Below are 26,481 nucleotides of genomic sequence, written 5' to 3'. Positions count from 1 at the left end.
ATTTCTCTTTATTGGTCCGGTAGTTCAGTTGGTTAGAATGCCTGCCTGTCACGCAGGAGGTCGCGGGTTCGAGTCCCGTCCGGACCGCCATTTTTATGACTTGTAAACGAAAACGTATAGTTTCGTTTTTTTTTATGTCTTTTTCTTTCAATAAGTATCCTAGATGCAATGAAACTCCTTGTGTTTGGCTACACTAAATGTGATAAGAAAAGATCATGACTTCAACAAACAACGCCTGGTTTTTTTATACCAGGCTTTCTTTATATCGTTTTTAGTTGGAACCGAGGCTCATATTCGCTACACTAATACTAACTGTGTCTGACATCATGTTTGCTCAATCAGTTGATTGTATGAAGGGGCTGTCTTTTATGGATGAATTTGATCTTATTCGCCGAATTACACCAAAAGAAACGCATCAGCGTTCTTTGGTCATGGGCATCGGTGATGATGCTAGTGTTTATCAACCTCATTCACATTGTGAAGAGGTCGTTTGTGTTGATACAATGGTAGAGCATGTCCATTTTCGATTTGATTTTTCCACACCCTTTGAGGTTGGATTTAAAGCGCTGGCAGTGAATATCAGTGATATCGCAGCCATGGGAGGGACCCCTAAGTATTATCTTGTATCAATCGCGATCCCGCCTCATGGGGATGAAGCAATTGTCGCAGCTTTTTACGAGGGAATGAAAGCATTGGCTGACAGATATCATATGGATTTAATCGGTGGAGATACAGTAGCCACCCGCAGTGACTTTGTCATCACAGTAACGGTCATTGGTGAGATTCCAAAGGGAACAGCCTGTTACCGTCATAGTGCTCAGACAGGAGACATTGTCTTTGTCACAGGTGAACTAGGTTCATCAGCTGCTGGGCTATCCCTTTTAATGAATGAAGTAAATGCTGTACATTCGATTGACACTGCTTTTTTTCTAGAGCGACACAAAATGCCGCAGCCGCATATTGCTGCTGGCCTTATTTGCTCAAGCTTCCCCCGGGTGACCTTGAATGATGTAAGTGACGGATTAGCGAGTGAGTTAAATGAAATAGCGGAAGCCAGTTGTGTGACGATTGAAATTGAAGCTGATCAACTCCCAAAACATCCACATCTACCGTTGTTACATAAAGAGTGGCTTGAATGGGTCTTGTTCGGTGGAGAGGATTTTGTCTTAACTGGTACGATCCCTGAAACGGATTGGAAGCGATTTGAGACGCAATGTAAAAAAGAACACATTCAGGTCACGCGTATTGGACAAGTCAAAGATGATCGAGCGTCCAGCGTTATTTTAAAAGACCATGATCAACAAACAATTTTAATGAAAAAAGGATATAATCATTTTAAGAAATGAGGTGACTCCACCATGAAGTTAACGTGGACAACAAAAGGTGCGGATGAGACGAAACGAATTGCTGCTGCCTTGGCTACACTTGTGATGCCCGGCGATGTCTTAACATTAGAAGGAGACTTAGGCGCAGGTAAAACGACTTTTTCAAAAGGTTTTGCAGAAGGCTTAGGTATTACCCGTATCGTCAACAGCCCTACTTTTACAATTATTAAAGAATATACGGATGGCAGACTGCCACTTTATCATATGGATGTGTATCGTATGGAAGATGCGGAAGAAGATATTGGACTGGTCGAATATTTTGAGGGGGAAGGTGTATGTTTGGTTGAATGGGCACATCTCATTGAACCTCAATTGCCTTCATCGTATTTAAAAATTGAAATGCTGAGAACAGAACGTGAAGAAGAACGTCATCTCACGTTTTATGCAAAAGGGGAGCGCTATGAGGCCCTTTGTAAGGAGATGAAAGACATTGACCATACTGGCAATTGATACGTCAAATCATACACTCGGAATAGCTCTTGTCCGTGATGACACTGTGGTTGGGGAAAGTATTACGTACTTAAAGAAGAATCATTCAGTACGTGCAATGCCGACAGTTGAAGCACTGATGAAAGAATGCGGCGTAGCACCGAACGAATTAAGCAAAATTGTTGTAGCCAAAGGACCCGGTTCTTACACTGGCGTTAGAATCGGTGTGACCATTGCAAAAACACTTGCTTGGACGCTGTCTATCCCGATAACTGCTGTTTCAAGTTTAGAAACGCTGGCAGCAAATGCTCGATATTTTGATGGAATGATTTCTCCTATATTTGATGCAAGAAGAGGACAAGTTTATACAGGGTTATATACATTTGAAGGTGGAAAGATAAAAGAAGCGAAACCAGATCAAAATATCCTGCTCACTGATTGGCTTCAAGAGCTGAAAAAGGAAGGGAACCCTGTTTTATTTCTTGGACATGATGTGCATCTTCATCAAGAGAATGTTCTCTCCATACTTGGAGAAACTGCTGTGATCGCAGACGAGGCATTTCACAACCCAAGACCTTCAGTGCTCGCATTTTTAGGGGCAGACCGCCCTTCTGAAGATGTCCATCAGCTTGTTCCTAATTATATTCGTTTGGCAGAAGCGGAAGTGAAATGGCTTGAAGGACAAAAATAATCTCAACACAGTAGAGATGCGAAGAATGACAGTAGAGGACATCCCAGAGGTATATACGATTGAAGTGCATTCGTTTACAGCGCCTTGGAAAAAAGAGTCGTTTGTCTATGAAATTCTCCATAACCAATACAGCCATTATTTCCTCATTGAAGAAGATGGTCAGCCTGTTGGGTATTGCGGCGTTTGGATTGTCATGGATGATGCACAAATTACGAATATTGCGATTCTCCCTGAGCACCGGGGAAAAGGATATGGGGAAGCGCTGCTTCGATATGTCATGGAATTTTGCAAAGAAAAAAAGACAGATCATCTTTCACTAGAAGTGCGGGTATCAAATACGCCAGCACAATCCCTTTATGAAAAGCTCGGTTTTAAACCAGCTTCTATTCGAAAGAATTATTATACGGATAACGGGGAAGATGCATTAGTCATGTGGGTGAAGATAAATGAGTGAAAAAAAAGATCGATTCATATTAGGTATAGAAACAAGCTGTGACGAAACAGCTGCGTCCATTGTGAAAAATGGGAAAGAGATCGTAGCGAATGTTGTCGCCTCACAAATAGAAAGCCATAAACGATTTGGCGGCGTGGTACCAGAAATCGCTTCAAGGCATCATGTGGAACAAATGACGATCGTATTAGAAGAAGTCATGACGCAGGCCAATATGTCCTTTCAGGATTTAGACGCTATTGCTGTGACAGAAGGGCCGGGCTTAGTTGGTGCACTTTTGATAGGTGTCAATGCAGCCAAAGCATTGAGTTTTGCACATCAAATTCCGCTTGTTGGTGTTCATCATATTGCTGGACACATTTATGCGAACCAGCTTGTTGGTGAACTGGTGTTTCCTTGTTTAGCTCTAGTCGTCTCTGGCGGGCATACTGAGCTTGTTTTGATGAAAGAGCATGGGTCTTTTGAGGTCATTGGCGAAACGTTGGATGATGCGGCTGGAGAAGCGTATGACAAAGTAGCTCGGACGATGGGTCTGCCATATCCAGGGGGACCTCACATTGATCGATTGGCACATGAAGGGGAGCCAACGATTAAGCTTCCTCGAGCGTGGCTTGAAGAAGGATCCTATCATTTTAGCTTCAGCGGTTTAAAATCAGCGGTCATCAACACGTTACACAATGCGTCTCAAAAGGGCGAAACCATTGCGTCAGAGGATTTGGCTGCAAGTTTCCAAGAAAGCGTGATTGAGGTGCTGGTTGGAAAGACCTTAAAAGCGGCTGAAGCGTATGGTGTGAAACAAGTCGTTCTAGCTGGCGGGGTTGCTGCCAATAAAGGTCTTAGAGAAGCCCTTACTTCAGCATTTGCGAAGCTACCTGAAGTGAATGTCATGATTCCGCCATTGTCTCTTTGTACAGACAATGCAGCCATGATTGCTGCTGCGGGAACCATTGCATTTGAAAAGGGAATAAGAGGCGACATGGCAATGAACGGTCAACCTGGACTGCCGCTTGTCTCCTATGAATAAGAACTCCTGTGGATACAGGAGTTTCAGCGTGTAGACAAACCCTCGCATTCTTTGTCAGTCCTGCGTGCTGGTGCTCACGAATATGAAATTCGCTCCGCGCCAGTACTCGTCCTTCCTAGACTGCAAAGGTTTTCTATCACGCTGAAAAGAAGACAAAGGGCTAAAATCAAGTTCATTTTAGCCCTTTGTCAAAAATTTGGAACTCCTGTGGATATACAGGAGTTTTTTCTATTGAAATGAAAGCGATTTATTCACATGTAAACGTTATATATCCACAATTGTTAGAAAATTCGTTTTAAAATGAAGAGAATGTGTATAAATGTGATCTTTTATGTGGATATGTGATTAAAATACTGTGGATAAAGTGGATAACTTTAAAATATTTAAGAATAATCAAGATGTTATTGTGGGTATCGTTGTGGATAAATATTCTCACCTTAAAAAAGAGCACCCGTTAGGGCACTCTTTATGCATCTGATAGATCTTCCCATTCCGCAAAAAGTGATTCCATCTCTTGATTGAGCGCATCATTTTCTGTTTGAATGGCTTGTACTTTCTCGTGATCTTGGAAAATAGCAGGATCACATAGAAGCTCTTCGTTTTCACCGAGCTTGTCTTCGATGACAGCGATACGCTCTTCAATTTCTTCAATTCGGCGCTGCTTTTGTCTTTCTTTCTTTTTGAGTTCTTTCTCTTCTGCATAGGAAAGTTTTGCTGTTTCTACTGGTTTTTCTGCTTGTTTTTTATGCGTCTCCTGAGTTTGGAGTGCTTCAAGCTCTAATTGTTCGTTTTTCTTTTCAAGATAATAGTCGTAGTCACCGAGGTATTCTTTTGTTTCATTTGGTGACAACTCGAGAACTTTTGTTGCCAAGCGATTGATAAAGTAACGGTCATGCGAAACAAACAAGATGGTGCCTGGATAATCTATTAGTGCATTCTCTAATATTTCCTTACTGTCCAAATCAAGATGGTTCGTCGGCTCATCGAGAATGAGAAAATTGGCTTTTTGGAGCATCAGCTTTGCCAGTGCAAGTCGTGCTTTTTCTCCACCACTTAAAGCATGTACAGGCTTTAAGACGTCATCACCTGAAAAAAGGAAGTTTCCTAAACAAGTTCGAATGTCTTTTTCAGTCATATGGGGATAATCATCCCAAAGTTCATTTAACACTTTTTTGGAGGATGTCAGCTTGGCTTGTTCCTGATCATAGTAGCCAATCGTCACATGAGAACCAAAGCTGATCTCGCCTTTTACTGGTTTTAACGTATCCGTTAAGGTTTTTAAAAGAGTTGATTTCCCGATACCGTTAGGACCGATGAGTGCCACGCTATCCTCCCGTTTAATATGAAAAGAGAGGGAGGAGAGGAGCGGCGTTTTTTGATCGTAACTAATATCGAGATCATGCACCTTCAGCACGTCATTTCCGCTTTGCCTCATAATATCGAAATGGAAGTTTGCGGATTTTTCATCTCCTAACGGCTTATCTAAACGATCCATCCGTTCCAGCTGTTTCCGCCTACTTTGAGCACGCTTTGTGGTGGATGCTCTTGCTAAGTTGCGATCCACGAAATCTTGAAGCTTCGAAATTTCTTCTTGCTGTTTTTCATACAGCTTCATATCACGCTCTAGCTGCTCAGCTTTTTGGTCAAGATACTTGCTATAGTTCCCTGCGAACTTTTTCATCGCTGTTCTTGACACTTCATATACATGGTTCACGACTTTGTCTAAGAAGTATCGGTCATGGGAAACGATAAGGATGGCTCCTGTATAATTTTGCAAATACTGCTCAAGCCATGATAAGGTATCAATATCTAGATGGTTGGTTGGCTCATCCAAAATCAAGAGTTCTGGTTTCATCAATAATAGCTTTCCAAGCGCTAGACGGGTTTTCTGACCGCCGCTTAAGGATTGGACAGTTGTATGGTCTTCAAAATGACTAAAGCCGAGTCCGTGTAAAATAGAGCGGACATCTGCTTCATATTGATAGCCGCCTTGATCTTTAAATGCTTGCTGCAGCCTGTCATAGGTTTTCATTAGAGAATCTAATTCTGTTCCTGTGGAAGAAGCCATTTTCTCTTCTATGGTTCTCATCTCTTGTTCCATTTCTTTTAAATGATCGAAAACGGATAGTAGTTCGTCTTTTAGCGTACGTGTAGACGTCACATCTGTATGCTGTGCTAGATATCCAATGGATAGGTCTTTCGGTTTGATGATCTCACCTTGTTCGTAAGACATTTGACCGGCAATGATTTTTAAAAGCGTGGATTTTCCTGCACCGTTACGACCGACAATGGCAATACGATCCCTCGCTTTGACTTCCAATTTTATATTCGTTAAAACGGTATCAGCGCCAAACGATTTGGACAGCTGATTCACTTGTAGAATCATCATGTAACTTCACCTCTGCTATAATATGTTAAGTGTAGCTTATCAGCAGTAAACCGGCAAATCTTACATACGGCTACCATGGTCAAATGAAAGACAGATAGGAAAAAATAGTGTATGATTTGAGTGAGGGAGCGTTGAAAGATGAGTCAATTTAGCCACTTTAACGAACAAGGAAGAGCAAAGATGGTCGACATTAGTGACAAATCGTCTACAGTGAGAACTGCCGTTGCTGTTTCAAGCGTTCGTATGATAAAAGAAGTATTTCATCAAATACAAAAGCATGACATTGGAAAAGGGGATGTATTATCTGTCGCACAGGTAGCTGGCATCATGGCAGCAAAGCAAACGTCCAGCATCATTCCAATGTGTCATCCGCTTGCATTAAAAGGTGTCGATATCTCCTTTGATTGGGAGGAAGACGGAAATGCGTACATTCTGAACATACAAGTACAGGTGAAAACAAAAGGAAGTACGGGTGTGGAGATGGAAGCGCTCACTTCTGCCTCAGTATGTGCACTGACCGTTTATGACATGTGCAAAGCAATAGACAAAGGGATGATCATCGGCCCGACCTATCTAGTAGAAAAAACAGGCGGGAAAAACGGTGATTTTCACAGAGCATCTGATATTTAAGTTGGAGGATCTTATATGAATATAGACCAGTCAAAAATTCCACAAGCGACAGCCAAACGTTTGCCGCTTTACTACCGTTTTTTAAAAAATCTGCATGCATCAGGAAAACAAAGGGTGTCATCGGCAGAGCTTAGTGATGCAGTCAAAGTGGATTCTGCCACCATTCGCCGAGATTTTTCTTACTTTGGTGCACTTGGGAAGAAAGGTTATGGCTATAATGTCGATTACCTCTTGACCTTCTTTAGAAAGACCCTTGACCAAGATGAAATGACGAATGTCATGCTCATCGGTGTCGGGAATTTAGGGACTGCTTTTTTACACTATAATTTCATTAAAAATAATAATACAAAAATTTCAATGGCTTTTGACGTCAATGAGAGTAAAATAGGAAGTGAGATAGGCGGCGTGCCTGTCTATGATTTGGATAAGCTTGAAGAGCATGTGCAAGAGGTAGGAGATATTCCTGTTGCGATTTTGACAGTGCCTGCCGTAGCAGCTCAATCCATTACAGATCGTTTGATTGCCCTTGGCATCAAAGGAATCCTTAACTTTACGCCGGCTCGATTGAATGTGCCGGAACACATTCGAATTCATCATATAGATTTGGCGGTTGAACTTCAGTCTCTTGTGTATTTCTTAAAGCATTACTCTGTTACACAGGAGGACTGACGAAAAGGGGTAAAGGGGGTGGAGCAAATGGGTCCGATCGGTCCTGGAAGTTTGGTTCTGATTGCGGTTGTTGCGCTCATTATTTTTGGGCCGAAAAAGCTTCCTGAATTAGGAAGAGCAGCAGGAGATACATTACGTGAATTCAAAAATGCCACAAAAGGTTTAGCTGATGATCAGGAAGAAAAAAAGAAAAAAGAAGATCAGTAGAATAGGATGAGCTTCATGAATGTCAAAGATATGCCGCTTATGGAGCATATTGTGGAACTGCGAAAACGTTTAGTGATCATTGCGATGTTTTTTGTCACCTTTATGGTGGCAGGTTTTTTTCTCGCTAAGCCGGTCATTGTGTATTTACAAAATACCGATGAAGCGGCCACACTGACATTGAACGCATTTAAGCTCACAGATCCACTGTACGTGTTTATGCAGTTCGCTTTTGTCATTGCTCTTGTTTTGACGTGTCCCGTGATCTTATATCAGCTTTGGGCGTTTGTGAGTCCTGGCTTATATGAAAAAGAAAGAAAGGTGACACTTGCTTATATTCCGATTGCACTGCTTTTATTTCTAAGCGGTGTGGCTTTCTCTTATTTTATTTTGTTTCCATTTGTCGTCGATTTTATGATACGGATGTCAAATGATTTACATGTGGAGCAAGTGATTGGGATTCATGAGTATTTTACATTTCTGATGCAGTTAACACTTCCATTTGGCTTTTTGTTTCAGATGCCTGTCGTGTTGATGTTTCTCACTAGACTTGGTATCATTACACCGATGTTTTTATCAAAAATACGGAAGTATGCCTATTTTGTCCTCCTTGTCATTGCCGCACTTATTACACCGCCAGAGCTCGTTTCTCACCTCATGGTTACCTTGCCAATGCTCGTTTTGTATGAAGTGAGTATTGTCATTTCAAGAGTGACCTATCGCAAAATGCAGCAAACAGAGACAGAGGAGAAAGAAAATGATGTTGTCTCATAAAAAAGCATCGTGATCCAAATAGGGGTCACGATGCTTTTTCTATTGTGAAAGAAATTGATTGATTGCTTGAAAGAGATGCTCATAATAGGCAGGTTCATGCGGGACAAAATCATGTACACGGACCTCTCTCTTTTCCTCACGTCGCTTGCCGTCTGCATCCACTTCAAAGCCCTCGATGTTCATTTTTTCGCATTCTCTATTTAAAAGCTGCTGTGCATCCATCAGTCTTGCTCTATAAAGTCCAGCAACTTCTTCTTTCTGTAGATGGACATCCATGTGCTTTTTTTGATCCATATAAAGATACACATGGCAAAACTCACGATCGGTAAACGAAGGCATATGGATTTCATCTTTAATGACACCAGCAAAGGTAAGATTCTCAAACGAGATGGAGAGACCAAGCTCTTCTTCGACTTCTCTGATGCCATCAGAAGGCTGTTCATCTGCGAGAAGGTGGCCTGCTGCTGTGATATCAAGTAGAGAAGGGAAATCCTTTTTGGAGGGACTCCTCAGCTGAAAATAGAGAAACACTGTGTCATCTTCCTTTTTTAAAAGCCAGAAATGAAAGGTTTCATGCCAAAGGCCCTCAGCATGGATATCAGATCGAGCGGCTGTACCAATCGTTTCATGCTGATTGTTCATGATGTTCAGTTTTTCGTGTTCCATGAAAACATGACCTCCATAAAAAAACCATTTTCCAAACGGCGGAAAATGGTTTTTGCTTTATTTTTGCTGCTGTTTTTTCATTTTGACAGAAAAAGCAAACATTTTTAACGCGATATTGATATTATAGGCCGCAAACACCATCAGCAAAATGCTGTAAAATGACCACATGTCACCTGGATTTTGAATGGCCATATAGGTGAACGCCACACCTACGGCAAAATAAATAATGCCCCATACGACAGGGTTTCTCATGAGAAAAAGCCTCCAATAATCATTTGCATTGTTTGAGATTGTTCTTCAATCATTTTTCTTACTGGCTCAATCTGCACAAGAATGACGAGCGAGTTCATCAGCATGTGTGCGCCGATTGGAACAATGATTCGTTTTGTTTTCGCATATAAAAAGGCAAATGTAAAGCCCATTGCGGTATAGAGCAAGATATGTGGGAAATCATTGTGTACAGCAGCAAAAACCACTGAACTGACAAGTGCGCCAATGAAAAAATTCGTTTTTTCATAAACCACACCAAAAATGATTTTTCGAAAAATGATTTCTTCTAATATCGGTCCAATCAGAGCGATGACGATTACAAGCCATGGAACTGCATCCATAATGGCTAAAATGTTTTGAGTATTTTCGGATTCTCGGCTAATGCCAAATGCATATTGTTCAATCGCCCCCGCAATGGATTGTGCAAAGAGGGAAAGAAAGAAACCGCCAATGATCCAAGCGATTGCCACGCCGACTGATGCCGGTGCTTCATTTCGAAGTGAAGCTTTTGGTACAGTCCGAAGGATGAACAGAATAATGATTAGTCCAATACAGAAGCTGATGATTGTCCATGTTCCTGACAATTTGGAGAGCTCTGCTTGTGTCATCGGTGTCTGAATGTAACCTAACCACTTCATGATGAACACATACGGAAACGCAGAAAATTGCACCAATATATACGTTAAGATGATGTACCAATATTGTTTTTTCAAGTAACGAAAACCCCTTTACTAAAAGAACTAGATTTATTGTAACACAAGTCTTCTTTTTCGTTGAAAAGGAAAGAATCGGTGATAAAAAAAGATCATGAAAGCGTAAAAATTTTTAAAGGTTTTTACTTGAAATTACAGAAGACATTCTTTATTATAATAAATGTGTTAGCACTCGTTGATGATGAGTGCTAAAAAAGACTACATATAAAAATTGAGGAGGTTGTTTCTTATGTTAAAGCCATTAGGCGATCGCGTAATCATTGAACTCGTTGAATCTGAGGAAAAAACCGCTAGCGGTATTGTCTTACCGGATTCTGCAAAAGAAAAACCGCAAGAAGGTAAAATTGTTGCAGCAGGTTCAGGTCGTGTACTTGAAAGTGGTGAGCGCGTTGCGTTAGAAGTAAACACAGGCGACCGCATTATCTTCTCAAAATATGCAGGTACTGAAGTGAAATATGAAGGAAAAGAATATTTAATCCTTCGTGAAAGCGACATTTTAGCTGTTATTGGTTAATCACATAAACAAAGATTGAGATAAATTTCTAAAAAGACTGAGGAGGTTTCGTTATTATGGCAAAAGATATTAAGTTCAGTGAAGAAGCACGTCGTGCGATGTTACGTGGTGTAGATGCACTTGCAGATGCTGTAAAAGTAACTTTAGGACCTAAAGGACGTAACGTGGTTCTTGAGAAAAAATTCGGTTCTCCACTTATCACAAATGATGGTGTAACGATTGCAAAAGAAATCGAATTAGAAGATGCATTTGAAAACATGGGTGCAAAACTTGTGGCTGAAGTTGCAAGCAAAACAAACGATGTAGCTGGTGACGGTACTACTACTGCAACGGTTCTAGCTCAAGCGATGATCCGTGAAGGTCTTAAAAACGTAACAGCTGGTGCAAACCCTGTTGGCGTTCGTAAAGGAATCGAAGAAGCAGTGAAAGTAGCCCTTGAAGGCTTGCATGAGATTTCTAAACCAATCGAAGGTAAAGAATCAATTGCTCAAGTTGCGTCTATTTCGGCAGCAGATGAAGAAGTCGGCAGCCTAATTGCTGAAGCGATGGAGCGTGTAGGAAACGACGGCGTCATCACAATTGAAGAATCTAAAGGTTTCACAACTGAGCTTGAAGTGGTTGAAGGAATGCAGTTTGACCGTGGATACGCTTCACCATACATGGTCACTGATTCTGATAAGATGGAAGCGGTTCTTGAAAATCCTTACATCTTAATCACTGATAAAAAGATCACAAACATTCAAGAAATCCTTCCTGTACTTGAGCAAGTCGTACAACAAGGAAAACCATTATTGATCATTGCTGAAGATGTAGAAGGCGAAGCACTTGCAACACTTGTTGTGAACAAACTTCGTGGAACATTCAACGCAGTGGCTGTAAAAGCACCTGGATTCGGTGATCGTCGTAAAGCAATGCTTGAAGACATCTCTGTTCTAACTGGCGGAGAATTAATCACAGAAGACCTAGGACTTGACCTGAAATCAACTGAAATTGGTCAGCTTGGCCGTGCGTCTAAAGTCGTTGTTACAAAAGAGAACACAACGATCGTAGAAGGATCAGGGGATTCTGCTCAAATCGCAGCACGCGTGAACCAAATTCGTGCGCAAGTAGAAGAAACAACTTCTGAATTCGATAAAGAAAAATTACAAGAACGTCTTGCAAAACTAGCTGGCGGCGTTGCTGTCATCAAAGTTGGTGCTGCAACTGAAACAGAACTAAAAGAACGTAAACTACGCATTGAGGATGCACTGAACTCAACTCGTGCAGCAGTTGAAGAAGGTATCGTATCCGGTGGTGGTACAGCACTTGTGAATGTATACAACAAAGTCGCTTCCATCGAAGCTGATGGTGACGTTCAAACAGGTGTGAACATCGTTCTACGTTCTCTTGAAGAGCCAATTCGTCAAATCGCTCACAACGCAGGTCTTGAAGGATCAGTCATCGTTGAGCGCTTGAAAAACGAAGAAATTGGCGTAGGCTTCAACGCAGCAACAAACGAATGGGTAAACATGATCGAAAAAGGAATCGTTGACCCAACAAAAGTCACTCGCTCTGCACTTCAAAACGCAGCTTCTGTAGCAGCTATGCTTCTTACAACTGAAGCAGTCGTAGCTGACAAACCAGAAGAAGGCGGCTCAGGCGGCGGAATGCCGGATATGGGCGGCATGGGCGGAATGGGTGGCATGATGTAATTACGGATTTAAACCCTTGATTGATAAGGGTTTATCCGTTAGTCACACTCATTTTGGTGCCATTTTGATACCATATAGAAAAATTAGAGGCTTTTCATTAGTTCCCTGAACTTTTGAGAAGCCTTTTTTTCATTTTTTGTGTTACGTGGGGTACACATTATTCGTAATCTGGTGACCGAGTCGATCCATGATTTGTTCGAGTGATACACGGGCTTTGGCAAGCACTGATGTGATTGATGTACGGGAACTCTAAATATCATTTAAATTTCATAGACTTTGGCTCACTAATCGCTAGGGTAATTTATATTAATAGATACTAAAAAAGCGAGTTTTTATACCTTCTTTTTTTGGACAAAAATATATAAAAAGAAGTCGCTCTTCAACAATATGAGCGGCTTCTTATTTGTTTATATGTGATTTAAGAAATTTGATAAATACACCTTCTATTTGTTTAATAATCTTTTTAGCATACTTTTGGGTTTTACAGGATTTGAACTTTCAAGGATAAGAGTAGATAATTTCCCAAGCATTTCAGTTAATTCATTTTCGAATTCTATAGTATTATCATCAGTGTTTGTATGAGCGTGCACCAACTCGTGCACAAGTGTACCTGCGAATGATTGTATATTTTTTAGTTGGCTACGTTTAATGATAATTCGTTTAGTGGACGGCTCCCATAACCCAAGTGCATCAGAACCCGTATAATTGTCTGGTCGCATTGAAACGGAAATCACAATATCACGGACAAGATTATTCTTTTTTGGGAACCAACTTACTATGGTATTCTTGTAATTGAAAATTTCTTTTTCTTTAGCCGTTAATTGGTTGACGTTTACGATATCAAATTCGAATTGTTCGTTCCATTCTAACGCATAAGTCTCCAAGTTTCTGAAATTATTTCCATTCAGATCTTTACTAGTTTCAAGTTTATTCGCTAGTGAATCAGGAACAGTAATGATACGTATTCCTTCCTCCTTTGCGTAACTTAAGTATTTACCGCCATCCATTAAATCATAAGCACTTAAAAACATCACTTTTTTGTCCTGACTACTTAATATTTTACAGGCGTGTAGTTGAACATCAATCCATTGTAATTCATCGTGATAATTTCCTGTTTGAATCCTTTGTAAATCATCGACTAATTTTCCAGCGAATGTTGGGCTCTTACATTCTAAGAGAATAGACTTTACCCTGTCTGTGTAAGCACTTCTTCCTACATTTGTCCGCTCCCGATTTAACGATTGACGAAGTTTCTTAGTGGTAGAAGTGATATTGTAAGAAAAGAGTAAATTGTCTTCCTCAGCTACACAAATTCCGTTAACGTAGATTCTTGAACGATTTTTTTTGTTTTCAATGAGTTCCCCATACTTCGTTTTTTCAATCGTCTTTTCTCCAGAATAAAGTAAGAAGAAATCCTTGGCTTTTTCTATATCATCATCTTTGAGACCAGTAAACATAAAGTCTGTGCCTACCAAATTAGGATTAGTCGGACTATTAACGATGGCGTGCAAAGTTACCACATCGTCAAAGTCTCCCTTAGATAACTTCTTTATTGTAATATCACTATATTTTGATTGGATGAGGATTTCTACGTTCCTTCGATCGAATGTCGCCAATGCATCTTTTAAACCTACCCCGAACTTGCCAATGACTTTATCCGGATTCTCTGTCTTTTCTATATTCTCATTTTGTGTTAGATGTTCATACTTTAGACCTCTCCCAAAATCTCTTATATGCCATTTATTGTCTTCATCTTTAAAAATAAGAGGCTCTTTGGTGCTCGTTAAAATTGATTCATCCAGTGCATTTGCTATGATTTCTCTTAAGGCGTGAGGAATGGTCCAGTGCTCTAATACTTTTTCGATGTTCAAATCGAACTTTTTCATTATTAATGCTTCTCCTTTGCAATTGGTATTTTTTATAAGATGATTATACCTTATGCTTTTGAAACTAGACTATAATTTGATGTTTATTTGTGGTTTTGTCCCCAAAAATAGAACCTGTTAGTATATTCAAGATTGCCTCTTCTTTAATCTGAAATTATCTTCTGTATAAAATTCGTTTCTAAAATAGAAAAATCCAAGTTGTGAAATACGATATTATTTAGTATTTAAATTATGATAAAAAGATGAGGTGGTTGATTTGACAGACTTCAGAGAGTTTTAATGGAGACGTCGTCTGAGAAACTGTTAGCAAAGCAAAATGAAAGGTATAGTAGGCTTTAAGTTTATTGATGAAGTTCAGGCTGCTTTTAAATTAATCCAAAATCAACACGAAAGGGATTATGCCGGCATCATCATTGAACAGATGAAAGCAGAGGGAGAAGTGGAAATGGCTGATGCGATGAAAAAAATTAGAAGAAGCATGAGAAATGCACTCTGACGATTAAAAGTGCTTTTGTTGATTTGAGAAACAAGAGATTTCATAGAGCATACAGTTTTTTCTTTAAAATTACATAAAAAAATCCACTATTTCCATAAAAAATCAGCTGAATTCCTTATAATAAAAGTATCTGAGAACGGGGAGTGAGTCGAGATGGACCAAAACGTGCTGCAAATGGATCAAGATAGATCAGAGAATGAATTCGCGGTTCTTAATATATCTTCTAAAGAGATTGGTGCTCTATCAAAGGGAGCAGCGGAGCAGATTTTACAAACGGGAGATACGGACCGTATTCATCAGCTGATGTACGTTCCGATTGAAAAGAAAGAAGATTTGAATTGGCTGATCCAATGTGTTGGGGAGGCGCTAAAGAATGAAGTTGGTGATGACGTTGCACTAGAAGTAGCTGATTTGCTCTATTTCTTTGTCATTCCGTATTATGGGAAGTATATGTTGAAAGATCGTCATTTGTATGAGTATATCGATCATTTGCTGGTACGATTAGCATCTAGAGCTCACTCGGATATTGACACGCTGATTGATATCATAAGAGAAGATTTAAATGAAAATATACAATAAAAGAAGCTTGTAGAGCGACCCTCTACAAGCTTTTTTATATCAACTTTATTCAGCTGGAACTGTTTTGACAGGCTCTTTTCTAAACACACCCATGCATCCTGCGATGAGGATTAATACAGCTGGAAGGATAAAGAACATAGAAATAGAAATAATACCACCAACAGCAGATACTAATAATAAAATCCCGCCAAGCTTTGCTTTTTTCTTCACGATAACAGATGCCACAATAGCAAGAATAGAGAAAAGCATCGCTGCCCAGCCTAATCCTGTGATTTGACTCGTACCTGATTCACTAAATGCCGCATCGAGTCCTCCAAAGGCAATGGCAAACATTGCACCGAAAAATCCAAAAATACCTCCAATTAAGCCTAAAACAAATTCCGTTGTTCTTTTCATGATACTTTCCCCCGATATGTAAATAAGAATTATTGGTACTTAAGAACCAACACAATCTTACTCATCGGCATTCTTTTCACAATGTTAATAGTTTTGTTAAAAAAAACAAGAAAATCCATAAAGAATTTTCTTGTCCAATTACTGGGCTCTCTCCCAGGTAATCTTTGTTTCATTTGTTGTTTTCTTTCCTTTTGCGAGCACTTTGCCGTTTTCTTGTTTCACGGTGATGTTTAGGTCATAAAAGGAGTAGAGGGCGCCGAGGCTGTCATTTTCCGGTTTATGCAGGTTGTTTTCCTTTTCAGTGGATGCACCAATAGCTAGTGTTTTGGCAAAGTTCAAACCAATGACTTCAGCGTAATCACTATTGGTCTCAGATGAAGCCGTCACGTTTAAGGAAATGACTTTTTTCTTTTGATCAACGGTGATCGCTGTGTCTTTTACGAGCTTAGACTGCTCCATGACCTCTTTCGTTTCATTTTGAATGCGTTCATTAATCGTTGGAAGTGCCGTAGATTCTGTTTTTTCTTCTTTTGCCGTATTTGAGCAAGCTGCTAGGATAGAGAAGATTGCAACAAGACTCATGAAAACAAGTAGACTTTTTCTCACGTTCTTTCTCCTTTGTTCTTCAAAGTATGTATGCTTATGTTACCACGAATTGATGTTTTGATTAAAAGAGAAGTGTTGATAAGCTGTGAACAATCAAAAGCACCCAAAGTTGGGTGCTCGTGTTTTATTGTGCTGAAAGGGTTGTACTAAGTGGGATAGACGAAATGACTGTGAATTTTGGAGCCGGAGCACCAGATTCTAGATTTTTGCGTAAAAGAGATGATTTGACGGTGCCGTCCCATTTTTTATAGACACTTCCAGATGTATTTGCACGAAGCTGTACATTAGAGAAGCTTGCTTGCGAGTAGCTGTTTGTTCCATTATCTTGTACGCCGTGTACCATTTTGACGACATCGAGGTCTTTCAGACGACTAGGGTTGAAAACAGGCTGTTTATAACGCAGTTTCCCGTTGACGTATAGTGACACTGTGCCATCACCATTGTTGATGAGCTTTAAGTTGACACGTGCACCATCTTTAATACTTGAATCGTATTCGCTGTTCCAATATTGACTGCCGCCTTGGGAGCCGGTGCCCAGGAATACCTTATAACCAGAAGATGTTTTTGAAATCCCGCTCTCAACAACGGCAGAACCGAGACCAAGATACCAGTCGGCATAGCCATTTTTAATAGTGGCTGTTTTTGGCAGCACAATATCAGCCGAGATACCTGACCATTTGGCTTCATCCGTTTGTGTCACGATGGCGCCGTGACGAGGACCAGCCGCAGAGGCAGGAATACTTGAAAGCATCAATACGAAGGTCAAACTTACACTCAAAACGATGAACCACTTTTTCATGAAAATTCCTCCTTATCTTTGATTCATTTCTATTATATAAAACAAAAGGGAGGGATCTACTGACAATGTTCTGGCTGTTTTTGGTGAAATTTATGAACAAAATCGGTCATTAAGTGGTCAACTTGTATTCGAATTGTAATGTGACTGTAAAATAACTGGGTGCATCTTCATGTATAATAGGGTCAGAAACCAAATACGGAGGATTTTTTAATGAATAAAAAGCTTATCGCGACAATCGTAACAGTAGCTAGTTTATTTTTAGCGTTTAGTTTCTCACATGGAGCAAGTGCAAAAAAAGTAAGCGGCAATATTACATGGTATAATGGTGTCGGTAAAAAAGGCGCAGATGGAAAAAAACTCGGTCATTGGGATGCAGCAACGAAAATGGGATTTGACGTACCGAAAAAAGGTACAAAACTAAGAGTGACAACAAAAGCGAAACCACATAAAGTGATTACAGTATATAAATATGATGTAGGTAGAATGCCAAACGCAGTATTAGACGTAAGTCCGAAAGCATTCAAAGCACTTGGGTATAAAACAAGTAAAGGTGTCGTCAAAGGGCATTACACTTATTAATACATAGGCATGCAAAGAAGCGGGAAAAGTTCATTTTCTGGCTTCTTTTCTTGTGGAGAGGGTCTGAAAGTCAATGAAAAAATCAACATGGTGGATCATCACAGTAATTGGAGTCGTAGTGATTGCGGCCGTCATCTTCTTCATGATGAAGCCGGGGCAAGAGGCAAAACATGCAGGAAAAGTGAAAACAAATCAAGATGCAAAAGACGAATTGCTTGTTTCATTTACGGATCAAAAGTTAAACAATACTTATTACTTGCATGACAAGGCGCTTCATACAGAGAAACTGACAGCATATCCTTCAATTGCTTATGATCAGACGAAGCAGCTTTTATATTACACGTATACAGATGAAGACACACAAAAAGTAAGTATACGGGAATTGAATGTGAAAACGGATAAAGAAAAAACGCTCTTTACGAGTGACGATTCAATCGACAGTATGAGACTTTCTGGTGACGGAAAACAGTTATATTTAAGGTATAACAAGGATTCAGGTGAGCAATTTTATGTAGCGTCTTTTGATTTGAAAACACAGAAAGTGAAAGTGTTATATCCAGAAAAAAGTGATGATGATACGGTGAGTTCTTTTGCTTATGATCCAGCATCAAATCTGTTGGCCATTCAGCATTATTCGTTAAAAGAGGATTATAAAAAGACGGATGAGGCAAATGAAAAAGGAATGGATCCTGAACCAACGACCATGAAGATTACCCTTCAAACAGGTGAGAAGGGAAAGCGAATTGCACGTATTTCTCAAACCATCAATGATATTTCTTTTTCACCAGATCATAAAAAACTCATTTATACAGAAGTGAAGGTTCGAAATGAAAAAGAAGTATCATCTATTAAGGTGATGGATGTAGATACAGGAAAAACAAAGACACTCGTTAAAAACAGCCAAGATGTGCGTATTTTAAGTGCTGCCCAGCCGCAATTTTCTGCGGATGGTACATCTGTTTATTTCTTAGGTGTTGCAAAGAACGCAAAGGAATTAAAGGATGACACAGGACGAAAGGCGAAGGTCAGAACCATTTTTGAATATGATATTAAGAAGAAAACAGTAGAAACCGCTTGGGAGAAAGAAGGCGGGATTGTTAACAATTTCACTGTCAATCGGTAAAAGGTGCGCGTTCAGTTATTTTATATAACTGGACGTTTTTTTATTTTGTCATGGGATGTGTCGGTGAAAAATGCGGATTTGTGAAATGAACATCACTTTTTAAGCAAGGAAATGAGTGGTATTTTGATATTTTGCTACTGTGACAGAATCAGCGTAAGAGAGTAAAGTAAGTGGAAATAAAAAAACGAGAGGACAGAAGACTTCTCGTTTTCTCTTATTTATTTATTGTTTTCATCTAGTAAGTTTTGAAAAATAAACAAGGCATTAATGGAATGAGGGAATCCTGCAACCTTTGTACAGTGCTTAATGATCTCCATAATCTCTATAACAGAGAGCCCGATATGTAATGCTTGTACAAAATGAGCTTTTAACTCTTCATCACAATCACCTTTTGCAATGAGAGCCGATAATGTGCTGATGGCCTTCTGTTTTTCATCTAATATGAAGTGATTGAATTCTTTTTGTTCACCGAGTTCAATTGTTAGTTGTTCAATGTTTGATCGAATGCTCTCATTTTCATGAATTGAAAGCTTCTCCCTGTTACCTGCCACTGTTTCTTGCTTGACCTGGCAAGTCTCTTTTTCTTCATTCAAATTGAACTCCTCCGTTTTTTATGACGATTTTCTATTTGTTCGTGCATGGTTTCTTAAGTGCCTTTTGATAGAGGTAATGGGTATATAGTAGTATTATCGGTTTACTTCGTCAACTTTTCAAGTGTGGAATGTTCAAAAAAATGCCATTCATGCGATACATTGTTCGTTTTTTCTCATGGAGATTGAAAAGAAAATAGAGGGCTAATATATAGAAGCTGTTAGCCCTTTTCATATTACGCAATTAAGAGAGAGGAGGTTTCATATTTACTAAATGATATCCATCGGCCGCATCATGTCATAATCCTCGTGTTCTAAAATGTGACAATGCCACACATATCGTCCGCTATATGGGACAAACCGAGCGATGATGCGAATGACTTCACCAGCATGCGCCTGAATTGTATCCTTGTAGCCTTGTTCATGCAAAGGAGGCGCTTCATTTGGTCCCGTGTACACGATTTCACCTGTTGATTGATAGATGTCTGTATCGAATGGTCTTCTATCAATCACCCGAAATTGAACAAGATGTAAATGAATAGGGTGTGTGCCCCTTGTTGGGTTGACAATGTTCCATACCTCTACACTACCAAGTCGAGGATTTTCCGTGACAGGATCATTCCAAAACCGGTTATCTAGTAATAAAATCGGGCGCCCATATTTATCTTGTGTGCCAGTAAGCGTTAGCGTCCGCTCGTTATCAGCTCGGCTCGGCCGGAGCGGTGGCAGTGGTTTGAAGATCGGACGTAATGTTTTAGCTGCTCTTCCTTTGAGCGGACGAGTGACTTTAAATTGCATAATGTTCGCATCTGTTTCTGGATTGACATCCTGACCGCAGCCTGCCGTATTTTTTAAAACAATCGTTTTGTTTTCGTAAGCTGAGAAGTCGATGATGACATCAAAACGTTCAGCAGGTGCAATGCTAAAAGATTGGTGATGAACAGGTCTTGGCAAAAAGCCGCCATCAGATCCAATTTGTAAGATTGTGGCGTCGTTATCTAGATGAAGCTCGTAAGTTCTTGTATTGGACGCGTTTAAGATACGAAAACGATATTTTCGAGGCTCTACTTCTAAATATGGCCATACTTTTCCATTGACTAAAATCGTTTCCCCGCAAAAAAATGGCACGATGGAGGGATCTGGAAGGTCACTATCTTCTGGTGTGTTATTTGGTCTACTTGGGTAAAACAGTGCGCCATCCTCCTGGAATGTCCGGTCCATGATCATTAAAGGGATATCATATTCATCTTTCGGTAATTCGAGTGATTTTTCAAACGCATCTGAGATCAAATAAAAGCCAGCTAATCCGGCGTATACATTTAATCGTGTTAATGCCATGGCATGATCGTGATACCACAATGTGCATGCTTGCTGGTGATTAGGGTATTCGTAAACCTCTCGTTCAAAGAAGGGGCCGGTCGCTTCAAAGTCTCGCGAAAACCAAGCCTCCGGATAACCGTCACTGCTTGCAGGTGTCACGCCCCCATGCAGGTGAACGACTGTTTTGACTTCGGGTTCATCATGATGTCCAGCATGAATGGTATGATCGACAGGCAGGAAGTGTTTCAGCGGCAATTTGTTCATCCATTTCACTTTGACCTTTTCATTTCGATTCGCTTTAATGGTTGGACCCGGCAAACTGCCATTATAGGTCCATAGCTTGGTTGGGGGCAGATCTCTATGAACTTTTAGGAACACCTCCTCCATAGCGATTTCATAATACGTTTGTCTTGGGTTTTTTTTGACGGGCTCTGCGACTTCTGGAATTGGCAGCTCGTCAACAAACTTTTCTAGGTTCATGTTGACTAATCCTCACTTAAAATCAATTTGATACATTATAAGTGCGGACATCCAAATAGGTGAATAAAATAAAAAAACCCGCTTTTTAGCGGGAGAATTAAGGGTGTTTATTTTCAAGCGCTGCACTTGCAGGCACTTTTTTATTCGGTTTAAAGATGAAGTAGGCGGCTAGTACACCGATGGTAATGATGCTTGTCAGTATGAGCTGAGGTCTCATCGATTCGATAAACAGCATAGAGGCCAAAATGGCGCAGATGACCAAAATGGTAAAGTACGTAAGGTATGGGAACAGCCACATTTTGATTTTGAGTTGTTCTGGGTTTTCTTTTTCAATTTTACGACGCATTCTTAATTGTGAAACGGCAATGACCAAGTAGACAAGAAGTGCAATGGCACCAGAGGCATTGACTAGAAATAGAAAGATGGTTTCAGGGTAAAAGTAGTTCATCATGACGGCAATATAGGAAAAGAAGGTACCTGCGACTGTCGCTGCTACAGGGACACCGCGTTTGCTGATTTTCATAAAACGTTTTGGTGCTTCGCCTCTTTCAGCTAATGAATAAAGCATTCTGGACGTTGTGTATAGGCCGGAGTTTAAACAAGAAAGAACGGCTGTTAAAACAATGACGTTCATGACTTGAGCGGCTGATGGGACACCGATGTATTCTAATACTGCAACGAACGGGCTTGTTAAAATATTCGCTGAATTCCATGGGAGTAAAGTGACAACGACGGCGATCGACCCGACGTAGAAAACAATGATACGCCATACAACTGAACGGGTAGCTGTTGTCACAGATTTGACAGGGTCTGCTGATTCACCTGCGGCAATTGCCACAATCTCGGTTCCCATGAAGGAAAAGATGACAACGACAATCCCGAGGAGTACAGAGCCGAATCCGTTTGGAAGGAAACCGCCATTCCCCGTTAAATTGGCAAGACCTGCAGTATGATGACCGCCAAAACCAAAGATAAATGCAAAACCAATGAGTAGGAATAGAATAATGCTGACGACTTTAATCAATGAAAACCAATATTCAAATTCGCCAAAAGATTTAACAGAAAAGATATTTGTCAAAGTTAAGAGGATTGTGAGGATAAGACTTGTGAGCCAAACAGGTGCATCTCCATACCAATATTGAATAATGGCAGCACCGGCAATGGCCTCAATGGCGATGACGATGACCCAGAAGAACCAGTAAAGCCAGCCGATTGTAAATCCGGCCCACGGGCCTATGGCGTCGCTCGCATATTGTGAGAAAGAGCCGCTTGTCGGATAGGCGCATGCCATTTCTCCAAGCATTCTCATAATAAAGATGACCAGAAGTCCGGCAAATGAATAGGAAAGAATCGATCCAGGCCCTGCAGAATGAATGACAGCACCACTACCAACAAATAGCCCTGCCCCAATGACCCCGGCAATGGAGATCATTGAAATATGTCTTGTCTTAAGGTTTTTTTGAAGACCGTTTGTCATGTTGGACATTTCTTTACCTCCAAACATTTCTCTTTTATTCAAGAGTTTGTTTTTAGAATATTTTAAATTTTATCATACTGAATTGTCATTCAGCATTGGACAGGTTATCAAACTGACATTTCAAACCTCTTAACATGATGTTAAAAAGTATAAAGGATTTGAGAGATTATGTTCCCTCATTTTCCTCTGCCCATTCTTAAAAATAGCATAAGAAGGAAGAAAGAAAAGTTGTGTTTTGAAATAAAACTATTCTGACAATTGGATAGTAGAGTCATTTTGTTCTTTTTCATTTTTCAGGGTGGTTTTGAAAAACATTGATGGGAGTAGGTCTTGAGGTCAATTGACCTTATAAAAATAAGTTTGCTTAGGTCAACACATTTCTATGTATCCTATTTTGCTGATTCAAGCGAATCATGTTGCTGTAGACCCACACGGGCTTGGCTTTGTAAGATAAATATAGAAAAGTAATGTGTGAGGAGGCGCTGTTCGGTATGGAGCGCTACAACGAATTAAGACAAGGTGAAACAGGTGCTTGGGTCAGCATTATAGCCTATGTGATCTTATCTGCTGTCAAACTGATCATTGGGTATGTGTTTCATTCAGAAGCCCTTTCCGCAGATGGCTTGAATAATACGACAGATATCATTGCTTCGCTTGCCGTATTAATTGGGTTGCGTATTTCTCAGAAGCCACCTGATGAGGATCATCCATACGGTCATTTTAGAGCTGAAAATATTGCGTCACTTGTGGCTTCCTTTATTATGATGCTTGTCGGGCTTCAGGTTTTGCTGAGTGCAGGCCAGTCGCTTTTCTCATCAGAGCATCAAACGCCTGATATGATTGCAGCTTGGACGGCAGCAGGAAGTGCTGTTGTGATGTATGGCGTGTATATGTATAACCGTAAACTGTCTAAACGAATTAATAGCCAGGCGCTATATGCGGCAGCGGCTGATAATAAATCAGATGCTTATGTGAGTATCGGGACGTTTGTCGGAATTATCGCCTCTCAATTTCAGCTGGCGTGGGTTGATACGCTTGCTGCATTTGTGATTGGCTTAATTATCTGTAAAACGGCGTGGGAGATTTTCAGAGATGCGTCTCATTCGTTAACGGACGGTTTTCATATAAAAGATATGTCTAAATATAAAGAGACGATTGAAGCGACACCAGGAGTCGGCGATTTGAAAGACATTAAAGCTCGTTATCTTGGAAGCACCGTCCATGTGGATGTGGTCGTTGAAGTAGAACCGCATTTAAACATTGCAGAAAGCCATGATATTGCAGATGAAATTGAACGCAGAATGAAGCAGGAACATGATATTCTACACTCTCATGTTCATATGGAACCAGCAAGTGAGCCTAAAGAGGAGCAGAAGTCTTTTCCATCGTGAGAAGGCTTCTTTTTTCTACGTGTTGATGTTTCATGCAAATGCGCGTTGTATGGTAAAGTTAGACTATATGAAAATTGACGGAAACGTGATAGGAGGATCAGGATGGCATTTGATGAACCGATGCATTCAGATTTACAAAAAATCGTAGATAACATCAATAAAGTGATGGTGGGGAAAAAAGATATTGCGATATTAAGCCTTGTTGCGATTTTGGCGAAAGGGCATGTGCTATTAGAGGATGTGCCTGGCGTTGGGAAGACCATGATGGTTCGTGCTCTGGCAAAATCCATTGGGTGTGAGTTTAAGCGAATCCAATTTACGCCTGACCTTTTGCCTTCAGATGTAACAGGTGTGTCGATTTATAATAAAAAGACAAACGAGTTTGAATTTAGACAAGGACCGATTATGGGGCAGATTATTTTGGCTGATGAAATCAACCGAACCTCTCCTAAAACACAATCAGCCCTTCTTGAAGCGATGGAAGAAGGCAGTGTCACAGTGGACGGAGAAACGATGCCGCTGGCAGATCCTTTCTTTGTGATGGCTACGCAAAATCCAGTGGAGTATGAGGGAACCTATCCACTTCCAGAGGCGCAAATGGACCGTTTCTTATTTAAGCTGCAGATGGGGTATCCAACCATGCTGGAGGAGCTTGAGGTGCTGAATTTGCAGGAGAAACAATCGCCAATTGACACGCTTCAGGCAGTCATGACAAAAGAGCATATCCATGCTTTGCAGCAAGCGGTTCAGACCGTACATGTGGATGCATCGATTAAAGAATATATTGTCGAAATCGCCCAAGCGACGCGAAATCATCCGTCTGTCTATTTAGGCGTGAGCCCAAGGGGTTCAATTGCATTAATGAAAGCGGCTCAGGCGTATGCGCTGTTGAACAGGCGGGATTATGTGATTCCTGATGATGTACAGTATTTGGCGCCTTACACATTGCCGCATCGCATGATTTTGACATCAGAAGCAACGTATGAAGGGAAGAAGGCGGAGACACTGCTGCGACAGATGATTGAGCATATTGGCGTACCAGTTCAAAAGTCGATGACTCAATGAAATCACGTGACCGTTTCGCTTTTTCACTATGGTTACGGGTGTTTATGCTCCTTCTCCTTACAGCAGCAGCCTTTTGCTATGCCATGTTTCAGGGCGGCTTTGTGAGCTGGTTCCTTTTTTATGCATTTTCACCATATGCTTTGTATGCTTTGTTGTTTGCCCTTGTTCCACTTCGTGCAACAGCCAAAAGGACATTACAGCATACCCGGTTAAAGGCAGGGGATGTGCTGTCTGTTGACCTTGAAATCAAGCGGACGAATTTATTTCCGTACGTGTACGTCATACTTGAGGATGAACCGCCGGATACCTTTCATTTGCAGGAACAAATTGAAATGAAGCGAATGATCTTTCCTTGGTTTCGGAAAACGTGGCGATTTTCGTATCAATTCAATGACATTGTGCGGGGAGAGCATCAATTGACGGCGGTTAGAATTAAAACGGGTGATATGTTTGGGTTTGTTGAAAAAGAAGTGATTCTTCCACTAGAGAAAACATTGCTTGTGTATCCGAAAATGTTGGATATTCCTGTTGAATCTGCTGCATCGGTGAATGAAAATGGAGGCAAAGCGTTGCACTCTTGGTTAAATGAACCGACAAATGTGACAACAGGTGTGCGTGAATACCAGCAAGGAGACCGTTTCGCTTGGGTGGACTGGAAGACAACAGCTAGAAGAGGTCAGCTTATGACGAAGGAGTTTGAACAGAATCAGACAAAGGATCTGGTGGTGTTTGCTGATTTTACAGATGAAGCCGCTTTTGAAACGATTGTGTCTATGGCCGCATCGGTTCTGCAAACGGCTGTGAAAAAAGGGGTGCCGGTAGGCCTTGTCCCGCTTGGGGATCAGCACTTATTTCGAGTGGATCAAGGAGAGAGGCATTTACAGGACATGCTCTACTATTTAACAAAGGTGCAGTATCAGTCTTCTCGTGCACCTGATTATCAATCATTAACATCGAGTGAGCACCAGCAGACAGGAAAGTATGTGGTGACAGGTCATCTGCAAGAAGAGCTTGCTGCCATTTTACTTGGGAATCGAAACAGAAAGAACATCACTGTTCTTTTAGTGAAGAGAGCCGTTGATCGATTGACGGCAAAAGAAAAACAGCTTGTGGACCGGCTTAAAGCTTCTGGGATACACACGACCCTTTTATTTGAGGACCGGCTGCACGAAAGAACTGTGAGGTGACAAACAT

General features: G+C 40.6%; 29 protein-coding genes and 1 tRNA gene. 19 read left to right on the top strand and 11 right to left on the bottom strand.

Annotated elements, in window-relative coordinates:
* Positions 1–13: 13 nt before the first annotated feature.
* The 6 genes from M2369_RS16155 (at position 14) to tsaD (ending at position 3,980) form a co-directional block, all read left to right on the top strand.
* A tRNA-Asp gene (locus M2369_RS16155) sits at positions 14–90 on the top strand.
* A 278-nt stretch (positions 91–368) separates the two neighbouring features.
* On the top strand, positions 369–1,346 hold the full coding sequence (thiL, locus tag M2369_RS16150; RefSeq protein WP_259254951.1) for a thiamine-phosphate kinase: 978 nt from the start codon (positions 369–371) through the stop codon (positions 1,344–1,346).
* A gap of 12 nt (positions 1,347–1,358) precedes the next feature.
* On the top strand, positions 1,359–1,835 hold the full coding sequence (tsaE, locus tag M2369_RS16145) for a tRNA (adenosine(37)-N6)-threonylcarbamoyltransferase complex ATPase subunit type 1 TsaE (RefSeq protein ID WP_046527695.1): 477 nt from the start codon (positions 1,359–1,361) through the stop codon (positions 1,833–1,835).
* The gene (tsaB, locus tag M2369_RS16140; RefSeq protein ID WP_259254950.1) at positions 1,816–2,505 is read left to right on the top strand and encodes a tRNA (adenosine(37)-N6)-threonylcarbamoyltransferase complex dimerization subunit type 1 TsaB; all 690 of its coding nucleotides are present in this window, start codon (positions 1,816–1,818) and stop codon (positions 2,503–2,505) included. Before tsaE ends, tsaB begins: the two co-directional genes overlap by 20 nt.
* Positions 2,506–2,530: 25 nt before the next feature.
* The gene (rimI, locus tag M2369_RS16135; RefSeq protein ID WP_008344382.1) at positions 2,531–2,959 is read left to right on the top strand and encodes a ribosomal protein S18-alanine N-acetyltransferase; all 429 of its coding nucleotides are present in this window, start codon (positions 2,531–2,533) and stop codon (positions 2,957–2,959) included.
* Positions 2,952–3,980, top strand: coding sequence for a tRNA (adenosine(37)-N6)-threonylcarbamoyltransferase complex transferase subunit TsaD (gene tsaD, locus M2369_RS16130; RefSeq protein WP_259254949.1), 1,029 nt, complete (start codon positions 2,952–2,954; stop codon positions 3,978–3,980). The genes rimI and tsaD overlap by 8 nt, the downstream gene beginning before the upstream one ends.
* 466 nt (positions 3,981–4,446) lie before the next feature.
* On the opposite strand, the gene M2369_RS16125 is transcribed toward tsaD, so the two are convergent.
* Positions 4,447–6,369, bottom strand: coding sequence for an ABC-F family ATP-binding cassette domain-containing protein (locus M2369_RS16125; protein ID WP_041506697.1), 1,923 nt, complete (start codon positions 6,367–6,369; stop codon positions 4,447–4,449).
* 138 nt (positions 6,370–6,507) lie between these two features.
* On the opposite strand from M2369_RS16125, the gene moaC reads away from it, so the two are divergent.
* From moaC to tatC, 4 genes are read left to right on the top strand one after another with little or no spacing between them, the layout of a single operon-like run.
* Positions 6,508–6,999 (top strand): cyclic pyranopterin monophosphate synthase MoaC, encoded by a 492-nt coding sequence (gene moaC / locus M2369_RS16120; protein WP_026050052.1) that lies wholly within the window; start codon positions 6,508–6,510, stop codon positions 6,997–6,999.
* A 15-nt stretch (positions 7,000–7,014) separates the two neighbouring features.
* A complete protein-coding gene (locus M2369_RS16115) occupies positions 7,015–7,668 on the top strand; it encodes a redox-sensing transcriptional repressor Rex (RefSeq protein ID WP_008355687.1) in 654 nt (217 codons plus the stop codon).
* 27 nt (positions 7,669–7,695) lie between these two features.
* Positions 7,696–7,875 carry a twin-arginine translocase TatA/TatE family subunit gene (locus tag M2369_RS16110; RefSeq protein WP_008344374.1) on the top strand — a complete coding sequence of 60 codons (180 nt, stop codon included), beginning with the start codon at positions 7,696–7,698 and terminating at the stop codon, positions 7,873–7,875.
* Between the two features lie 6 nt (positions 7,876–7,881).
* Entirely contained in the window at positions 7,882–8,646 is a 765-nt protein-coding gene (tatC, locus tag M2369_RS16105) for a twin-arginine translocase subunit TatC (RefSeq protein WP_096881072.1), read from the top strand.
* Positions 8,647–8,685: 39 nt separating this feature from the next.
* Here the strand turns inward: tatC and M2369_RS16100 are convergent, their stop codons facing one another.
* The 3 genes from M2369_RS16100 to M2369_RS16090 are packed head-to-tail and all read right to left on the bottom strand — an operon-like array spanning position 8,686 to position 10,295.
* Entirely contained in the window at positions 8,686–9,312 is a 627-nt protein-coding gene (locus M2369_RS16100) for an NUDIX hydrolase (RefSeq protein WP_047947156.1), read from the bottom strand.
* Positions 9,313–9,369: 57 nt separating this feature from the next.
* Positions 9,370–9,564, bottom strand: a complete 195-nt coding sequence (locus M2369_RS16095; RefSeq protein WP_017366710.1) for a YdiK family protein — start codon at positions 9,562–9,564, stop codon at positions 9,370–9,372.
* Complete coding sequence (locus M2369_RS16090; protein ID WP_259254946.1) at positions 9,561–10,295, bottom strand: CPBP family intramembrane glutamic endopeptidase; 735 nt, start codon at positions 10,293–10,295, stop codon at positions 9,561–9,563. Before M2369_RS16090 ends, M2369_RS16095 begins: the two co-directional genes overlap by 4 nt.
* 229 nt (positions 10,296–10,524) lie before the next feature.
* On the opposite strand from M2369_RS16090, the gene groES reads away from it, so the two are divergent.
* A complete protein-coding gene (groES, locus tag M2369_RS16085) occupies positions 10,525–10,809 on the top strand; it encodes a co-chaperone GroES (protein WP_003214120.1) in 285 nt (94 codons plus the stop codon).
* A gap of 56 nt (positions 10,810–10,865) precedes the next feature.
* Positions 10,866–12,500, top strand: coding sequence for a chaperonin GroEL (groL, locus tag M2369_RS16080; RefSeq protein ID WP_007496015.1), 1,635 nt, complete (start codon positions 10,866–10,868; stop codon positions 12,498–12,500).
* Between the two features lie 443 nt (positions 12,501–12,943).
* Here groL and M2369_RS16075 read toward each other — a convergent pair whose 3' ends face one another.
* The gene (locus M2369_RS16075) at positions 12,944–14,386 is read right to left on the bottom strand and encodes a D-tyrosyl-tRNA deacylase (protein WP_047947182.1); all 1,443 of its coding nucleotides are present in this window, start codon (positions 14,384–14,386) and stop codon (positions 12,944–12,946) included.
* 316 nt (positions 14,387–14,702) lie between these two features.
* On the opposite strand from M2369_RS16075, the gene M2369_RS16070 reads away from it, so the two are divergent.
* Positions 14,703–14,882: a hypothetical protein gene (locus M2369_RS16070; RefSeq protein WP_058336442.1), complete on the top strand. Its 180-nt coding sequence runs from the start codon at positions 14,703–14,705 to the stop codon at positions 14,880–14,882.
* 153 nt (positions 14,883–15,035) lie between these two features.
* The gene (locus tag M2369_RS16065) at positions 15,036–15,461 is read left to right on the top strand and encodes a hypothetical protein (RefSeq protein ID WP_017366716.1); all 426 of its coding nucleotides are present in this window, start codon (positions 15,036–15,038) and stop codon (positions 15,459–15,461) included.
* 45 nt (positions 15,462–15,506) lie between these two features.
* Here the strand turns inward: M2369_RS16065 and M2369_RS16060 are convergent, their stop codons facing one another.
* The 3 genes from M2369_RS16060 to M2369_RS16050 all read right to left on the bottom strand — a co-directional run bounded on the left by M2369_RS16060 (position 15,507) and on the right by M2369_RS16050 (position 17,262).
* A complete protein-coding gene (locus M2369_RS16060) occupies positions 15,507–15,857 on the bottom strand; it encodes a DUF4064 domain-containing protein (RefSeq protein ID WP_008344359.1) in 351 nt (116 codons plus the stop codon).
* Positions 15,858–15,995: 138 nt separating this feature from the next.
* Entirely contained in the window at positions 15,996–16,463 is a 468-nt protein-coding gene (locus M2369_RS16055) for a hypothetical protein (protein WP_017359850.1), read from the bottom strand.
* A 124-nt stretch (positions 16,464–16,587) separates the two neighbouring features.
* The gene (locus M2369_RS16050) at positions 16,588–17,262 is read right to left on the bottom strand and encodes a hypothetical protein (protein ID WP_041093255.1); all 675 of its coding nucleotides are present in this window, start codon (positions 17,260–17,262) and stop codon (positions 16,588–16,590) included.
* A 210-nt stretch (positions 17,263–17,472) separates the two neighbouring features.
* On the opposite strand from M2369_RS16050, the gene M2369_RS16045 reads away from it, so the two are divergent.
* Positions 17,473–17,841 carry an RlpA-like double-psi beta-barrel domain-containing protein gene (locus M2369_RS16045; RefSeq protein ID WP_003213878.1) on the top strand — a complete coding sequence of 123 codons (369 nt, stop codon included), beginning with the start codon at positions 17,473–17,475 and terminating at the stop codon, positions 17,839–17,841.
* A gap of 73 nt (positions 17,842–17,914) precedes the next feature.
* Positions 17,915–18,964 carry a hypothetical protein gene (locus tag M2369_RS16040; protein WP_259254941.1) on the top strand — a complete coding sequence of 350 codons (1,050 nt, stop codon included), beginning with the start codon at positions 17,915–17,917 and terminating at the stop codon, positions 18,962–18,964.
* Between the two features lie 218 nt (positions 18,965–19,182).
* Here M2369_RS16040 and M2369_RS16035 read toward each other — a convergent pair whose 3' ends face one another.
* From M2369_RS16035 to gabP, 3 genes are all read right to left on the bottom strand, one after another.
* Entirely contained in the window at positions 19,183–19,557 is a 375-nt protein-coding gene (locus M2369_RS16035; protein ID WP_007496965.1) for a carboxymuconolactone decarboxylase family protein, read from the bottom strand.
* 267 nt (positions 19,558–19,824) lie between these two features.
* On the bottom strand, positions 19,825–21,354 hold the full coding sequence (locus M2369_RS16030) for a multicopper oxidase family protein (protein WP_072367833.1): 1,530 nt from the start codon (positions 21,352–21,354) through the stop codon (positions 19,825–19,827).
* A gap of 97 nt (positions 21,355–21,451) precedes the next feature.
* On the bottom strand, positions 21,452–22,840 hold the full coding sequence (gene gabP, locus M2369_RS16025; RefSeq protein ID WP_024719380.1) for a GABA permease: 1,389 nt from the start codon (positions 22,838–22,840) through the stop codon (positions 21,452–21,454).
* A gap of 482 nt (positions 22,841–23,322) precedes the next feature.
* Between gabP and M2369_RS16020 the strand changes: the two genes are divergently transcribed.
* The 3 genes from M2369_RS16020 (at position 23,323) to M2369_RS16010 (ending at position 26,474) form a co-directional block, all read left to right on the top strand.
* On the top strand, positions 23,323–24,222 hold the full coding sequence (locus tag M2369_RS16020) for a cation diffusion facilitator family transporter (protein ID WP_008344349.1): 900 nt from the start codon (positions 23,323–23,325) through the stop codon (positions 24,220–24,222).
* A gap of 102 nt (positions 24,223–24,324) precedes the next feature.
* Positions 24,325–25,287: an AAA family ATPase gene (locus tag M2369_RS16015; protein ID WP_024719382.1), complete on the top strand. Its 963-nt coding sequence runs from the start codon at positions 24,325–24,327 to the stop codon at positions 25,285–25,287.
* Positions 25,284–26,474: a DUF58 domain-containing protein gene (locus M2369_RS16010; protein ID WP_259254937.1), complete on the top strand. Its 1,191-nt coding sequence runs from the start codon at positions 25,284–25,286 to the stop codon at positions 26,472–26,474. The genes M2369_RS16015 and M2369_RS16010 overlap by 4 nt, the downstream gene beginning before the upstream one ends.
* The last annotated feature ends 7 nt before the right edge of the window (positions 26,475–26,481 follow it).

The sequence above is a fragment of the Bacillus sp. JUb11 genome, assembly GCF_024807925.1.
GTDB classification, from domain to species: domain Bacteria; phylum Bacillota; class Bacilli; order Bacillales; family Bacillaceae; genus Bacillus; species Bacillus altitudinis.
This window is presented reverse-complemented; position numbering and strand designations above follow the sequence as displayed.